Source organism: Streptomyces californicus (genome assembly GCF_000717645.1).
Lineage (GTDB): Bacteria > Actinomycetota > Actinomycetes > Streptomycetales > Streptomycetaceae > Streptomyces > Streptomyces californicus.
Genome location: NZ_JNZZ01000017.1, coordinates 72,925 through 87,987, shown reverse-complemented (window position 1 = coordinate 87,987; position 15,063 = coordinate 72,925). Strand labels below are relative to the sequence as shown.

13 protein-coding genes are annotated in these 15,063 nt (G+C 73.2%); 4 read left to right on the top strand and 9 right to left on the bottom strand.

What is annotated here, in order from left to right:
- Positions 1-28: 28 nt before the first annotated feature.
- Together IF19_RS0122730 and IF19_RS0122725 are read right to left on the bottom strand one after the other, a co-directional pair.
- Positions 29-676, bottom strand: coding sequence for a TetR/AcrR family transcriptional regulator (locus IF19_RS0122730; protein WP_030117153.1), 648 nt, complete (start codon positions 674-676; stop codon positions 29-31).
- 58 nt (positions 677-734) lie between these two features.
- Positions 735-1,766, bottom strand: a complete 1,032-nt coding sequence (locus IF19_RS0122725) for an agmatine deiminase family protein (RefSeq protein ID WP_030117154.1) — start codon at positions 1,764-1,766, stop codon at positions 735-737.
- Positions 1,767-1,976: 210 nt separating this feature from the next.
- On the opposite strand from IF19_RS0122725, the gene IF19_RS0122720 reads away from it, so the two are divergent.
- The gene (locus IF19_RS0122720) at positions 1,977-2,648 is read left to right on the top strand and encodes a hypothetical protein (protein WP_030117155.1); all 672 of its coding nucleotides are present in this window, start codon (positions 1,977-1,979) and stop codon (positions 2,646-2,648) included.
- Positions 2,649-2,748: 100 nt separating this feature from the next.
- Here the strand turns inward: IF19_RS0122720 and IF19_RS0122715 are convergent, their stop codons facing one another.
- From IF19_RS0122715 to IF19_RS0122695, 5 genes are all read right to left on the bottom strand, one after another.
- Positions 2,749-3,852, bottom strand: coding sequence for a branched-chain amino acid aminotransferase (locus IF19_RS0122715; protein ID WP_030117156.1), 1,104 nt, complete (start codon positions 3,850-3,852; stop codon positions 2,749-2,751).
- Positions 3,853-4,107: 255 nt separating this feature from the next.
- A complete protein-coding gene (locus tag IF19_RS0122710) occupies positions 4,108-5,184 on the bottom strand; it encodes a 3-isopropylmalate dehydrogenase (protein WP_030117157.1) in 1,077 nt (358 codons plus the stop codon).
- Positions 5,185-5,456: 272 nt separating this feature from the next.
- Complete coding sequence (locus tag IF19_RS1000000138700) at positions 5,457-5,585, bottom strand: hypothetical protein (RefSeq protein WP_093900664.1); 129 nt, start codon at positions 5,583-5,585, stop codon at positions 5,457-5,459.
- A gap of 348 nt (positions 5,586-5,933) precedes the next feature.
- Positions 5,934-6,485, bottom strand: coding sequence for a GNAT family N-acetyltransferase (locus tag IF19_RS0122700; RefSeq protein WP_030117158.1), 552 nt, complete (start codon positions 6,483-6,485; stop codon positions 5,934-5,936).
- Between the two features lie 324 nt (positions 6,486-6,809).
- Positions 6,810-7,877: a S1 family peptidase gene (locus IF19_RS0122695; protein ID WP_030277859.1), complete on the bottom strand. Its 1,068-nt coding sequence runs from the start codon at positions 7,875-7,877 to the stop codon at positions 6,810-6,812.
- 224 nt (positions 7,878-8,101) lie between these two features.
- On the opposite strand from IF19_RS0122695, the gene IF19_RS0122690 reads away from it, so the two are divergent.
- Entirely contained in the window at positions 8,102-8,836 is a 735-nt protein-coding gene (locus IF19_RS0122690) for a nitroreductase family protein (RefSeq protein ID WP_030117161.1), read from the top strand.
- Between the two features lie 132 nt (positions 8,837-8,968).
- Here the strand turns inward: IF19_RS0122690 and pruA are convergent, their stop codons facing one another.
- Both pruA and IF19_RS0122680 read right to left on the bottom strand, forming a co-directional pair.
- Positions 8,969-10,600, bottom strand: coding sequence for an L-glutamate gamma-semialdehyde dehydrogenase (gene pruA / locus IF19_RS0122685; protein WP_030117162.1), 1,632 nt, complete (start codon positions 10,598-10,600; stop codon positions 8,969-8,971).
- Positions 10,601-10,653: 53 nt separating this feature from the next.
- Complete coding sequence (locus IF19_RS0122680; RefSeq protein WP_030117163.1) at positions 10,654-11,580, bottom strand: proline dehydrogenase family protein; 927 nt, start codon at positions 11,578-11,580, stop codon at positions 10,654-10,656.
- A 189-nt stretch (positions 11,581-11,769) separates the two neighbouring features.
- Between IF19_RS0122680 and IF19_RS0122675 the strand changes: the two genes are divergently transcribed.
- Together IF19_RS0122675 and IF19_RS0122670 are read left to right on the top strand one after the other, a co-directional pair.
- Entirely contained in the window at positions 11,770-12,909 is a 1,140-nt protein-coding gene (locus IF19_RS0122675; protein WP_030117164.1) for a PucR family transcriptional regulator, read from the top strand.
- A gap of 504 nt (positions 12,910-13,413) precedes the next feature.
- Entirely contained in the window at positions 13,414-15,036 is a 1,623-nt protein-coding gene (locus tag IF19_RS0122670; protein ID WP_030277861.1) for an amidohydrolase, read from the top strand.
- Positions 15,037-15,063 lie beyond the last annotated feature (27 nt).

Here is a 15,063-nt window from a genome sequence, read left to right as displayed (position 1 = left end):
ACAGCGTGCGCTCCGTGACGGCGGCGTCTCAGGATGCGGTCGTGACGCCGGTCGCATCGCCCGGACGCGGCCCCGGTTCCAGCGTCTCGTCCAGGAACTCCGCCGCCTGGGCGAGCGCCCGCTCCCGCCCCGTGCCCGGGATGCCGACCGTCACGTGGACGCTGAGGCCGTCGAGCAGCGCCCGCAGCCGGGTGGCGAAGCGGTCGGCGTCCACCGGCCGGAACGCCCCGCGCGAGACGCCCTCCGCCAGCAGCGCCACCAGGTCGCGGTGCCAGGCGCCCTCGATGGCGGCCTGCCGGGCGCGGGCCTCGTCGTCGGCGTTCTGGGAGCGGCTCCAGACCTCCAGCCAGAGCGTCCAGTGCGGATCGCGGTGGCCGGCGGGCAGGTAGAGCGCGATGTACCCCTCCAGCCGCTCCCGGACGCCTTCCGGCCGGGCGAGCAGGGCGCGGCGTTCGGCGCCGAGGCGGTTCTCGCTCCACTCCAGGGTCTGGAGCAGCAGCTCGTCCTTGGTGCGGAAGTAGTAGAGGAGGTGGCCGCTGCTCATCCCGACCGCCCGCCCGAGCCCGGCCATGGTCAGCCCGTCGAGGCCGCGCTCGGCGACGGTGGCCATGACGGCGGCGAGCACGTCCTCGCGGGGCGGGGCGGCCTGGTGGGTGCGGCGCGGGGCGGGGGTCATGGTGCGGCGATTCCTCGGGTTCCTCGGGCGCCTCGGCCCCTCTGCGGGCCGTCGCCCGTCAGATCTCGGGCTGCTGCTGGGTGATGCAGTGGATGCCTCCACCGCCGGCGAAGATCGTACGGGCGTCGACGAGGGTCACCGTACGGTCCGGGAACAGGCCGCGGAAGATGGCGGCGGCCTCCTCGTCGCGCGGGTCGTCGAAGGCGCAGAGGACCACGCCGCCGTTGCAGAGGTAGTGGTTGATGTAGGAGTAGTCGACCCACGCGCCGTCCTCGTCGCGCAGGACGGTGGGGGCGGGCACCTCCACGACCTCCAGCGGGCGGCCCTTGGCGTCCGTCGCGGCGCGCAGGACGGCCAGCAGCTCCCGGCTGACCTCGTGGTCGGGGTGGGCCGGGTCGGGCTGGACGTGGGCGACGACCGTGCCGGGGCGGACGAAGGCGGCGACGATGTCGACGTGGCCGAGCGTGCCGTACGTCCCGTAGTCGCCGGTCAGCCCCCGGGGCAGCCAGAGCGCCTTCTCGGTGCCGAGGCGGGCGTGGACCTCCGCCTCCACCCGCTCCCTGGTCCAGCCGGGGTTGCGCTCGGGGCCGAGCTGGACGGTCTCGGTGAGCAGGACGGTGCCCTCGCCGTCTACGTGGATCGCGCCGCCCTCGTTGACGAGCGGGGAGGAGGCGACGGGGGTTCCGGCCACCTCGGCGACGGCCCGCGCGATGTGCTGGTCGTGCTCCCACCGGGCCCAGCCCTGCGCGCCCCAGCCGTTGAACGTCCAGTCGACCGCGGTGAGGGTGCGGCCGTCGGTGACGAAGGTGGGGCCGATGTCCCGCATCCACGCGTCGTCGAGCGGCCGGACGACCAGCTCGACGTCGGGCCCGAGCAGGGCCGCGGCACCCTCCTCCTGGCCCGGACCGACGACCATCGTGACCGGCTCGAAGCGGCGTACGGCCCGCGCGACGGCGGCCCAGGCCCGGCGGGCCTCGTCCAGCTCGGCGTCGGAGGCGAAGGTGGGGTTGGGCCCGGGCCAGGCCATCCAGGTGCGCTCGTGCGGGGCCCACTCGGGGGGCATGCGGAAGGGGGCGGGGGTGAGGGACATGGCGGCACTCCAGGTAGGGGTGTTTGAACACCACTCTAACTGGAAAGCGCGAATCGCCGATCTGACGCGGCCTGCCGGGTTGAGCGGAGATCGAGAAAGTGAGCGGCCGAAGCACGGATGCCCGGGGTGCCATGCGGCGAGGAGACGGGATGGACAGGAATACGGGGGCCGAAGGACGCACTGCCCGAGCCGCTCAGTAGCGTCCTTCCGATGAACCTCGATCTTTTCGACGACGTGCCCGACGGTCTGACCCTCCGAGCCCGGTCGTTCGTCCGGGGCCACGGAGTCAGAGCCGACATCAGGCGCGCCGAGCACCACCGGCGGCGATGGCTGGAGCGGGGCGTTCCGGCGGCGGTCGTCGACCGGATGGCGGCGTTCGAGGAACGCTGGGGCGGCCTGGTCCTCCCGCCCGCGTCCCGGTACGAGGGCGGCCCGAAGTACTTCGCGACGGACGTCCCCGAAGGCTCCGCTTCCGAGGGCTGGTCGTTCGAGGCCGGAGTTCAGCGGAGTGCGGTCCCGTACGGGTTCAGGATCGGCCCGTCCGGCGAGTTCGGCATCAGCACGGACCTGTGGGTGCCTCTCCACGCCGACGTCGAGGGCTGGGTGGAGGCGCTCGCCCTGACCCGCCACGCGTCGCGGTGGGCGCGGCAGATCACCACGGTCACCGGCGACGACGTCGACGACGTCGTGCTGGACGGGTTCGAACCGGTGCGCGAAGTGAGGGGCCTGGCCGACACCTGGTGGCGGGGGGCCGACTCCCTGGTGGCGGTCTACACCGGCGAGGCCCGGGCCCTCTCCTTCCCGCGGGGCCGCAGCGCGGTGATCTATTCCGGCCTGGACGCATGGGGACTGCGGGGAGGCGTCGAGGACGAGGTCGGCTGAGGGCGGCCCGTTGCCGATGCCTGTCCCCGTGGGCCGGTCATGCCGTCAGGGCCCGCATACCGGTGTATGCGGGCCCTGACGGTCGCGGTGCGCGGAGGGGCTAGCCCAGCGGGTGCATCCAGCCGTGGGTGTCCTCGACGACGCCGCGCTGGATGTCGAGAAGGCGGTCCCGCAGCTTCATGGTGACCTCGCCGGGCTCGCCGCCGCTCTGGGTCCACTCGCCGCCCGCGGACTTCACCAGGCCGACCGGGGTGATGACGGCGGCGGTGCCGCAGGCGAAGACCTCCACGAGGCTGCCGTTCGCCGTGTCCTCGCGCCACTGGTCGATGGAGACGCGGCCTTCCTCGGAGCCGTAGCCGAGGTCGCGGGCGACCTTGAGGAGGGAGTCGCGGGTGACGCCGGCGAGCAGCGAGCCCGTGAGGGACGGCGTGATGATCTTCTTCGTGCCGTCCTCCTGGGCGTACACGAAGTAGAGGTTCATGCCGCCGAGCTCCTCGACCCACTTGTGCTCGACCGCGTCGAGGTAGGCGACCTGGGCGCAGCCGTGTTCGGCGGCCTCGGCCTGGGCGAGGAGGGAGGCGGCGTAGTTGCCGCCGGTCTTGGCGTCGCCCATGCCGCCGGGGACGGCGCGGACGCGGTTCTCGGAGAGCCAGATGGAGACCGGCTTCACGCCGCCGGGGAAGTAGGCGCCGGCGGGCGAGGCGATGACCAGGAAGAGGTACTCGTTGGCCGGCCGCACACCGAGGCCGACCTCGGCGGCGATCATGAACGGGCGCAGGTACAGCGACTCCTCGCCACCGTGCTCCGGGACCCACGCCTTGTCCTGCTGCACCAGCGCGTCGCACGCGGCGATGAACGTCTCGACGGGCAGCTCGGGCATGGCGAGCCGGGCGGCCGAGCGCTGGAAGCGGCGGGCGTTGGCGTCGGGGCGGAAGGAGGCGACCGAGCCGTCGGGCTGGCGGTACGCCTTCAGCCCCTCGAAGATCTCCTGCGCGTAGTGCAGGGTCATGTTGGCCGGGTCCAGCGACAGCGGGCCGTAGGGGACGAGCTGGGCGTCGTGCCAGCCGCGGCCCTCGGTCCAGCGGATGGTCACCATGTGGTCGGTGAAGTACCGGCCGAATCCCGGGTTGGCCAGGATCGCCTCGCGCTCCGCGTCGGACAGCGGGTTCGAGGAGGGCTTGAGCTCGATCGTGGGCGTCGTCATGAGTGCGTGTCCTTCACCAATCTTGTGTGTGATGGACCGCGCTCACACCGTCTCGGCCCGACGCTTTCCGGTCAGGTCCTAGGACGTCCGAGCTTCACCGCGAGCCACGGCCCCGCGTTCGATTATCGCTTGCGAGGGGCCGTGCACGAAATGGCGTGAATGCGGTCCTGAGGTCGATGGTGGCACCCGGGGGCCGCACAGGTGAAGCCGCCGGGCGCTGTCGCGACCCGGCGGCTTCGAAGTGGAGTCGTCGGGTCAGCTCGCTACACGTACCGCGAGGGCGTCGCCGATCTCGTCGGTCGTACGCGTGGCGGCCCCTCCCCCAGAGCCTGCAGGGCCTGGGAGGTGCCCCCCTCGCTCGGCCAGGTCGGCGGAGACGGCGTCCTCGATGCGCGCGGCCTCGGTCTCGTAGCCGAGGTGGCGCAGCAGGAGGGCGACGGAGAGGACCGTGGCGGTCGGGTCGGCCTTGCCCTGCCCCGCGATGTCGGGGGCGGAGCCGTGGACCGGCTCGAACATCGACGGGAACGCGCCCGTCGGGTTGACGTTGCCGGACGCGGCCAGGCCGATACCGCCGGTGACGGCGGCGGCCAGGTCGGTGAGGATGTCGCCGAAGAGGTTGTCGGTGACGATGACGTCGAAGCGCTCCGGCTGGGTGACGAAGAAGATCGTCGCGGCGTCGACGTGCAGGTAGTCGGTGCTGACCTGCGGGTATTCGGCGGCGACCCGGTCGAAGGTGTTCTTCCACAGGTGGCCGGCGTAGACGAGGACGTTGTTCTTGTGGACCAGCGTCAGCTTCTTGCGCGGGCGGGCGGCCGCGCGCTCGAAGGCGTCCCGGACCACGCGCTCGACGCCGTACGCCGTGTTGACGCTGACCTCGGTGGCGACCTCGGCGGGGGTGCCGGTGCGCAGCGAGCCGCCGTTGCCGGTGTACGGGCCCTCGGTGCCCTCGCGGACGACGACGAAGTCGATGTCGGGGCGGCCGGCGAGCGGGGTCGCGGTGTTCGGGAAGAGCTTGGAGGGGCGCAGGTTGATGAAGTGGTCGAAGGCGAACCGCAGCTTCAGCAGCAGCCCGCGCTCCAGGACGCCGGACGGCACCGACGGGTCGCCGATCGCGCCGAGCAGGATGGCGTCGTGCTCCTTGAGGGCCTCCAGCTCCGCGTCCGGGAGGGTGTCACCGGTGCGGTGCCAGCGCTGGGCGCCGAGGTCGTACTCCTTGGTCTCCAGCTTCACGTCCTGCGGGAGGACAGCGTTGAGGACCTTGAGCCCCTGGGCCACGACTTCCTGGCCGATTCCGTCACCGGGGATCACTGCGAGATCGATGCTGCGAGACATGCCGGAAGCCTAACGGTGCGTCCCACCCCATGACATCCGATGTCCATCATGCGGACGAGCGCATGCATGTTCGGGGTACGGGCGGGCGAGTGCTGGAGGGGGTGGACGAGCCCGGGAGCGGGCGGGTGCCGGAGGAGGCGGGGGCCGGAGCGGGCGGGGGATGCGCCGGAGCGCTTCGGACCCCGCCCGCACCGACCGTCCGGGGCGTGCGGCCCGGTGTGCGCGCCGCGCGCCCTTCGGGGCGCGACGGGGCGGAGCGGGCCCGGGGCGGCTCAGTGGCCGGTCGAGCCGCCGTTGTCGCGGCGGTCCAGGGCGCGCTGGAGGGCGGCGGCGGCGTTCTTGCGCTCGGCGTCGGCCTGGCGGGAGGCGTGGCGGACACGGCGGGTGGTGACGTTGGCCATGATGGATCGACTCCTTGAGATCGCTGATCGCGTGGATGCCGGGAACGGGCCGCACATCGCGGTGCGGCGCCGGGGCCGGGATCGGATTTCGAGGCGCCGGAAGGGGCGGGGAGCGTACGCCGCAGGGGTTGCCTGCTTCGGGGCGCGCGCCCGCATCCGCCAGCCGCTCGATCGAGCGATGCGTTCGGCTCCTACCAAGTTAAGACAGTCGAGCCGTCCTGTCTCTACAGTTAGTCGGACTTCCTACTATCTGAGACGGCCGAAGCGTCACCGCAGGTCACAGCGGTGGAGGAGAAGCCTCCTCGGCGGAACCGGACGGGTGGCGCGGGAGCCGTACGGGTGGCGCGCTCAGAGCACGTCGCCGTCCCGCCAGTCGAAGTGGAGCGGGTGGCAGGGGTCGGGCAGGGGTCGGCCGGCCGCCGGGCGGACGTAGGTGCTGCCCTCCTCCTCGGGCAGCGGTACGGTGCCCGCCGGGCCGAACGCGGCGAGCCTGCCGGGCCAGACCTGCCAGCCGCGTGCCGCGTAGAGGGCCGCGCCCTCGTCGGACGCCGACAGCGCCCCGAAGTCGTAGGCCGTGTCGATGACCCGCTCCAGCGCCGCCGTCACCCGGTGGCCCAGGCCCTCGCGGCGGTACAGCGTGTGGACGGCGACGGCTTCGACGTATCCGACGCGGTAGGAGCGGTCCGCGTGCTGGACCCGGCGCTGGACGACGCTGCCGTGGGCGATCGGGCGGCCGTACGGATCGAGGACCAGGGCGTGCATGCCGCCGAGCGCGTGGTCCCAGTCGTCGTCGTCGAAGTTCCCCTCGAAGGCGGCGTCGAGCAGGTCGCGGACGCGGGCCAGTTCGGCGGGGGTGAGGTCGCAGGTGTGGGCGATCCGTACGGCGGGGTTCGAGTCCATGGCGACAGCGTTCCAGCCCGCTCACCCGCCCGACAGCGAGTTTCGCTCGCGCTCCATGCTCGTTGCCGCACACGCGCGCCCGCCCGGACCGGGGCCGATGGTCCGGGCGGGCGCGATCACCGGGGGTGGGCGCTTGCCGTCACCCTGTACGGCGGGCGCCTCGGTGCACGGTCGCCGTGCACGGAAGCCGTACGGCCGGCGTCTGCGCACACGGTTCACCGCGAACGGAGACCGTACGGCCGGCGACTCCGCACACGGTTCACCGCGTACGGAGACCGTGCGGCCGGCGTCTTCGCACACGGTTCACCACGTGCGAGGTGCGGCTCAGTACACCGTCACCCCGTACGCCGACAGCGCCTCGGTGACCGGCTGGTGGATGGCCGAGCCCGAGGTGCCCGAGCAGCCGGAGCTGCCGGAGTGGATGCCGAGGGCGACGGAGCCCGCGAAGTGCGCGCCGCCGCTGTCGCCGCCGGCCGAGCAGGCGGTGGTGCGGACCATGTTGTAGACGGGCCCGTCGCCGTAGTTGACGGTGACGTTGACGGCGGTGACCGTGCCCGAGGTCACCTTGGTGGTGGACCCGCTCTTCTTGATCGCCTGGCCGACGACGGCGTTGGCGGCGGAGGAGATGTCCTGGGTGGAGCCGTTGTAGAGGTCCACGTTCCCGGCGGGCGAGGAGCCGTCGGTGTAGCGGACGATGCCGTAGTCGTTGGTCGGGAAGCTGGTGCCCTCCCGGACGCCGACGACCGGACCACCGGAGGAGGCGGACCAGTTGGCGGAGATGTTGGTGCAGTGTCCGGCGGTCACGAAGTAACGGGCCCCGCCCTTGGTGACGTTGAAGGCGGCCGAGCAGCGGCTTCCGCCGCCGTAGATCGCGCCGCCGCCGAGCACCTCGCGGTGGAAGACGCCGGGGACGCGCTGGACGTCGACCGCGCCGCCGAGCCGTTCGGCGACCGCTTCGAGGCGGGCCATGTTTCGTGCGGAGACGGAGGAGTCGGCCTCGACGGCGATCCGGTTGGTGCGCGGGTCGACACCCCAGGAGGTGCCGGTGATCTTCGCCTCGGCCTCCAGGGTGTCCATCGCGGCGTCGAGCTGGGCGGCGCTGCGGGCCACCCGGCGGACGGTGGCTCCGGCGGCGCGGGCCTGCTCCTCGGCCCGGTCGGTGGTGACGGTGACGACCAGCTTCCCGGTCTTCGCGTCGAGGTAGCTTCCGGCGGTCGCGGCCCCGAGCTGCCGCTCCACGGCGGCGTCGAGCGCGTACGCCGACGGGGAGGGGATCGCGGAGGGGGCGGCGGCGGGGGCGTCGGCGGCGGTGGAGGGGGTGGCGCCGAGGCCGAGGGCGCCGGCGACGAGCAGCAGGGAAACGCCCAGGCGCGCACGGGAGTTGCGTCTCATGGGGGGAGCTCCTTCTGAGGTGACGTGTGGGGACGTACCGAGAAAGAATTTGACATGCCCATTACCTAATCCACAAGACCGCGTGACCCGTCCGCCCCGTGCCTCCCGGTCTCCTTCGCCAGCCGGACAGCGCGTCCCGCTCAGCGGACGGTGACCGGGACCGGCTCCGCGCCTGTCCGAAGTCCCGCTTCCCCCGCCCCTCCCCCGCCGCGCACACTGCGCCCATGTCCGACACCACGCCCGCATCCACGCCTCCGTCCGCGACCGCCCCCGGCCCGTGGACGCCCACGCACGGCGCGCCGTACCGCCCCGCGCCCTACCGCCCCGAGCGGATCGCCGCCGAGGAGTCCCTGGAACGCGCCGCCCGGCTGCGGCGGCGGATGGACGAGCGCAGGACCGTCCGCGCCTTCTCCCCCGACCCGGTCCCCGAGCAGGTGCTGCGCGACGCCATCGCCTGCGCGGCCACCGCCCCGTCCGGCGCCCACCAGCAGCCGTGGACGTTCGTCCTGGTCAAGGACCCCGAGGTGCGCCGGCGCATCCGGGAGGCCGCCGAGCACGAGGAGAAGGTGAGTTACGACGGGCGGCTCGGCGAGGAGTGGCTGGCCGCGCTGCGTCCGCTGGGCACGGACGCGGTGAAGGCCCACATGACGGACGCGCCGGCCCTGATCGTGGTGTTCCAGCAGCGCTACTGGCTGGGCGAGGACGGGGCCAAGCGCAAGCACTACTACGTGGACGAGTCGGTGGGGATCGCGGTGGGCATGCTGCTCACCGCCCTGCACCTGTCCGGGCTCGCCGCGCTGATCCACACCCCGAGCCCGATGCGCTTCCTGGGCGAGGTCCTGAACCGGCCCGAGAACGAGAAGGCGTTCGCCGTGATCCCGGTCGGCCATCCCGCCGAGGACTGCGAGGTCCCCGACCTGGTGCGCAAGTCGCTGGACCAGGTGCTGGTGGAGATCTGACGGCGGGCCGCGCCGAGATGGAAACCGCCCCCCGTCCGGCAGGGGGGCCGGTCGGGGGGCGGTGTTCGGAGGGGGTCCCCGTGGCGGGGACCCCGGGCCGGGGCGCCGTGCTGCGGCGCCCCGGGGCGGGCGTCAGCCCTGGTGGGGGTAGGTGTAGTCGGTCGGCGGGACCAGCGTCTCCTTGATGGCCCGGGTCAGGGTCCAGCGCTGGAGGTTCTGCGGGGCCCCGGCCTTGTCGTTGGTGCCGGAGGCGCGGCCGCCGCCGAAGGGCTGCTGGCCGACGACGGCGCCGGTCGACTTGTCGTTGATGTAGAAGTTGCCGGCGGCGTAGCGGAGCTTGTCCATCGTGTACGCGGCGGCCGCGCGGTCGCCCGCGATGACCGAGCCGGTCAGCGCGTAGTCGGAGACCGACTCCATCTGCTCCAGCATGGCGTCGTAGCTGTCGTCCTCGTAGACGTGGATCGCGAGGATCGGGCCGAAGTACTCGGTCGTGAAGACCTCGTTCTCGGGGTCGGTGCACTCGATGACGGTCGGGCGGACGAAGTAGCCCACCGAGTCGTCGTAGGTGCCGCCCGCGATGACCGTGCAGGTCGGGTCGGACTTGGCGCGGTCGATCGCGGCCTTGTTCTTGGCGAACGAGCGGTCGTCGATGACGGCCCCGATGAAGTTGCTCAGGTCGGTGACGTCGCCCATCTTGATGGAGTCGACCTCGGCCGCGAACTCCTCCTTGAAACCGGAGTTCCAGATGGAGGCGGGGACGTACGCCCGCGAGGACGCCGAGCACTTCTGGCCCTGGAACTCGAAGGAGCCGCGGGTCAGCGCGGTCTTCAGGACGGCGCGGTCGGCGCTGGGGTGCGCGACGACGAAGTCCTTGCCGCCGGTCTCGCCGACGAGCCGCGGGTAGGTGCGGTAGTTGGCGATGTTGTTGCCGACCGTCTTCCACAGGTGCTGGAAGGTGGGGGTCGAGCCGGTGAAGTGGATGCCGGCCAGGTCGCGGTGGTTCAGCGCCACCTCGGAGACGGCCTTGCCGTCGCCGGTGACCAGGTTGATGACGCCCTTGGGCAGACCGGCCTCCTCCAGGAGCTGCATCAGCAGCACGGCGGCGTGGGTCTGGGTCGGGGACGGCTTCCACACCACGACGTTGCCCATGAGAGCGGGGGCGGTGGGGAGGTTGCCCGCGATGGCCGTGAAGTTGAACGGCGTGATCGCGTAGACGAAGCCCTCCAGCGGGCGGTGGTCCATGCGGTTCCACACGCCCGGGGAGTTGGCCGGGGGCTGCTCGGCGAGGATCTGGCGCGCGTAGTGCACGTTGAAGCGCCAGAAGTCGATGAGCTCGCAGGGGGTGTCGATCTCGGCCTGCTGGGCGGTCTTGGACTGGCCGAGCATGGTCGAGGCGGCCAGCGTCTCGCGCCAGGGGCCCGACAGCAGCTCGGCGGCGCGCAGGATGATCGCGGCGCGGTCGTCGAAGGACATGGCGCGCCAGGCCGGAGCGGCGGCGAGGGCCGCGTCGATGGCGTCCTGGGCGTCCTGTTCGGTGGCCCCGGCGAAGGTGCCGATGACGGCCTTGTGGTTGTGCGGCTGCACGACGTCGACCCGCTCGCCGCCGCCCATCCGCTTCTCGCCGCCGATGGTCATCAGCAGGTCGATCGGGTTCTGGCTGAGCTCCTTGAGCTTCTTCTCCAGACGGGCGCGCTCGGGGGAGCCCGGGGCGTAGGAGTGGACCGGCTCGTTGACCGGAGCGGGGACCTGGGTGACGGCGTCCATGGTTGCCTTGTCTCCTTGGTGTCGGCGGGGATGTGGGTCGGCCCGGGGGCCGCTCAGCCCTTGGTGAGGATCGAGCGGCCGAAGAACAGCAGGTTGGCCGGCTTCTCCGCGAGGCGGCGCATGAAGTATCCGTACCAGTCGGTGCCGTACGCCGTGTAGACGCGCATCCGGTGGCCCTCGGCCGCGAGCCGGACGTGCTCCTCGCTGCGGATGCCGTACAGCATCTGGAACTCGTACTCGTCCAGTTTGCGCCCGGCGCGGCGGCCGAGCTCCTGGGCGATGGCGATGAGACGGGGGTCGTGCGACCCGATCATCGGGTAGCCCTCGCCCTCCATGAGGATGCGGGTGATGCGGACGTACGCCTTGTCGATCTCGGCCTTGTCCTGGTACGCGACGGAGGCGGGCTCCTTGTAGGCGCCCTTCACGATGCGGACGCGGCTGCCGGCGGCGGACAGGCGGCGGGCGTCGTCCTCGGTGCGGAACAGGTACGACTGGATGACGCAGCCGGTCTGCGGGAAGTCCTTCCGCAGCTCCTCGTGGATGGCGAACATCGAGTCGAGGGTGGTGTGGTCCTCGGCGTCCAGGGTGACGGTGGTGCCGATGGCGGCGGCGGCCTCGACGACCGGGCGGACGTTGGCGAGGGCCAGCTCGTGGCCGCCCTCCAGCGCCTGGCCGAACATGGAGAGCTTGACGGACATCTCGGCGCGGGGGCCCAGGTCCAGGTCCTTCAGGCGCTCGACGAGCTCCAGGTAGGCGTCGCGGGCGGCCTCGGCCTGCGCGGGGGTGGTGATGTCCTCGCCGACGACGTCGAGCGTGACCTCCAGGCCCTTGTCCGCGGCGTCCTCGACGATCGGGACGACCTGGTCGACGGTCTCCCCGGCGATGAAGCGGTCGACGACCTGCTTGGTGCCGGGCGCGGCCGAGACGAACCGGCGCATCTTGTCGCTGCGCGATGCGGCGAGAATCACGGGACCCAGCACGGGGCACCTCCACGAATGTACGGACGAGGCCGAAGCGGTACGAACGTGAACGGACCGGTACGGCACGGATAACCACTGTGAAATCTAGGTACCCCGTGCGTGCTGTGCCATCGACACCTGTCACGCATCCGTGGCCGCCGTCTCATACATCTGTCTGAAGAAGTGCGCGCGGGGGTGCAGAATGGCGGGGTGACAGGCGACTACCAGGAACTGGTCGACGAGATCTCGGCCCTCCTCGACGCCCCGGCGACCCTGGAGAACCGCGACTTCGGCCTGGTCGCCTTCGGAGCCCACGACAGCGACGACGACACGGCGATGGACCCGGTCAGGACCCGTTCGATCCTGACCCGCCGCTCCACGCCGGCCGTCCGCGCCTGGTTCGAGGCGTTCGGCATCACCCGGGCGACCGGGCCCGTCCGGATCCCCGCCGCCCCGGAGGCCGGGGTGTTCCGGGACCGCATCTGCCTCCCGGTACGCCATCGGGGTGTCGTGCTCGGTTACGTCTGGCTGCTGGACGCCGACCCGGGCCCCACCGACGAGCGGCTGACCGCCGCGATGGAGGTCGCCGCCCGGATCGGGGCGCTGCTCTTCGACGAGGCGCGGGCGGGTGCGGACCTCTCGCGCGAGTTCGGCGCCGTCCTCACGGCGGGCCCCGGCCGGCAGCACGACACCGCCGTCGCCGCGCTGGGCGAGGTGCTGGGGCGGGACGCGGAGGGGCTGCACACGGTGGTGTGCGTGACGCCGTGGGCGGACGACACCCCGGCGGTACGGGCGGTGGCGTCGGCGGCCGCGCTGGCGGCGGTCCCGGCGGCGGGGGCGTCGTCGCTGGCCGCGCTGGTGCGGCTGCGCTCACCGGACCGGCTCGATCCGGCCCTGAGCGCCGGGGACCGGCTGCGGTCGGAGGCCGGGCAGGCGGCCACGGCGGGGATCGCGGCGCCGCGCCGGGGCCTGGCCGAGCTGGCCGCCTCCTGGCGCGAGGCGCGGGCGGCGGCCCGGGCGGCCCGGGCCGAGCCCCGGCTGGGCCCGGTCGCCCGGTGGTCGTCGATCGGCCCGTACCGCCTGCTCACCGCCCTGCCGGAGACGGGGAGCGAGGCCGGGGACCCGGCGGTCGCCCCGCTGCTGTTCCCTGTGCACCGGGAGCTGGCGCACACCGCCGAGGTGTTCCTGGACCACGCGGGCCAGGCGGGCCGGGCCGCGGCGGCGCTGGGCGTCCACCGCCAGACGCTGTACTACCGGCTCTCCCGCATCCAGCAGATCACCGGCCTGGACCTGAACGACGGCGAGGACCGGCTGCTGCTGCACATGGCGGTCAAACGCGCCCGGCTGTAGCAGGCCCGGCCGCAGGGAGGGGCCCTTCTCCCCCGCAGCCCGGCCGCCGGTAGGGGCCCCTCTCCCCCGTGCGGGGGAGCGAGGCCGCCCGCGTCGGCCGCCGCCCCGCCAGCCTGCTTATTGGTCGGACACTCAATAACATGCCCGGCATGTCGTCGCACGTTCAGCGCCCCCTCGCGACGGCCCCCGTACGTCCGAACCCGGAGTGCCTGCCGTGCGGCCCCTGGTCATGCTGGACGGACCCGGTGTCCGCTCCACCACCCGATCGGACGTCCGGCCGGACCACGGCGGTAAACCCGACGGCGCTCACCACCGCAGGGCGCGAACCGGGTGCCCCGGGGGGCATGCCGGCCGTCCTCGCCCGCCGGTCGCACCGGCCCCTGCCTCTCGGCCCTTCGACCGTCGGGCGGTCCGGTCCCTTTCCCACCTGACCGCCCGACACCCCCGCCCCCACCCCCGTACACCCCAAGCCCGCCCCCGAGCGAACGACCTCCTGGAGTCCCTGTGCGCACCTCACTCGTCCTGCTCGCCGCCCGCCTCCTCGATCCGGTCACGGGCGGCTTCCTGCCGGAGACCGCGCTGGCCGTCTCCGGCGGGCGGACGGTCGCCCTGGGCGACGACCGGGAGATCCGGGCGCTGGCCGACGCCTCGACCACGGTGATCGACCTCAAGGGCGCGGTGGTGACGCCGGGCCTGGTCGACGGCCACATCCACCCGGTCACGGGCGCGGAGATGACCGGCGGGCTCGACCTGTCCGGCTGCACGAACCTGGCGGGGGTGCGCGAGGCCCTCGCCGCCGAGGTCCGGAAGCTGGCCCCCGGCGCCTGGCTGCGCGCCTGGGGCCTGGACCCGAACACCTTCGGTGACGCGCCGGTCGCCTCCGCCTCCCTCTCCCCCGTGCTCGACGACGTACCGGCGCTGATCCAGCTCTTCGACGCCCACTCCGCGCTGGACGGCCCGCGCGCGCTGGAACTGGCGGGCGTGGACGGCCCCCGGACGTTCGACCAGGCCGCCGAGGTGGTCTGCGACGCGGACGGGCGGCCGACCGGGCTGCTGCTGGAGGAGGCCGCCTGCGAGCTGGTCGAGCGGGCCGCGCCCCGGCCCACCCGGCAGGAGAGCGGCGAGCGTCTGGCCGCCGCCCTGCGCTCGATGGCCGCCGCCGGGCTCACCGGCGGCCACGCCATGGACGCGAACGGGGACAGCCTCGCGCTCTACGCCGGCCTGGACGCGGCGGGCGACCTCCCGCTGCGGCTGCGCGTCGCGCCCTGGTGCCGGCCCGGCGTGGACTCGGATGCCGTACGGGCGCTCATCGGGCAGCAGGGCCGGGGCGGTTCGCTGTGGCGCACGGAGGGCGTCAAGCTGTTCATGGACGGCACCATCGACAACGGCACCGCCTGGCTGGAGCGCCCCGACTGCCACGGCGAGTCCACGCACTCCTTCTGGCCCGACCCCGCCGCCTACACCCGGGTGATCGGCGAACTGCACGACGCCGGGGTGCCCACCGCCACGCACGCGATCGGCGACGCCGCCGTACGCCACGCCCTGGACGCCGTGGATCGGGCCCGGAGCGCGGGAGGACCGGACGTACGCCACCGGATCGAGCACATCGAGACGGTTCCCGACGACACCGTGGCCCGGTTCGCGGAGCTGGGCGTCGTGGCCTCCATGCAGCCCACGCACTGCGCCGACTTCACCCGGGCCGACCACACCGACAACTGGTCACGGCGGCTCGGCGAGGAGCGGGCGTCCCACGCCTGGCGCTGCCGCGACCTGTGGGACGCGGGCGCGCGCGTCGTGCTCGGCTCGGACTGGCCGATCTCCCACTTCCCGCCGCTGGGCGTCATGGCGGCGGCCCGCCACCGCCGTCCCGGCCGCGACCTCACCCAGCCGCCGCACGGCCCCGGCCAGGCGCTCACCGCCCTCGAAGCGCTCCGGGGCATGACGGTCAACGCCGCCTGGGCGGCGGGCGAGGAGCACGAGGCCGGCCGGATCGCCCTCGGCCACCGCGCCGACTTCACGGTCTTCGCGGACAGCCCGCTGACCACGCGCGCCGTCGACCTGCCCGAACTGCCGGTGCTGCTCACCGTCGTGGACGGCCGCACCACCCACCGCGCCGCGTCGCTCTGAGCCGTCCGGGGGCGGGGGTGCGTGCGC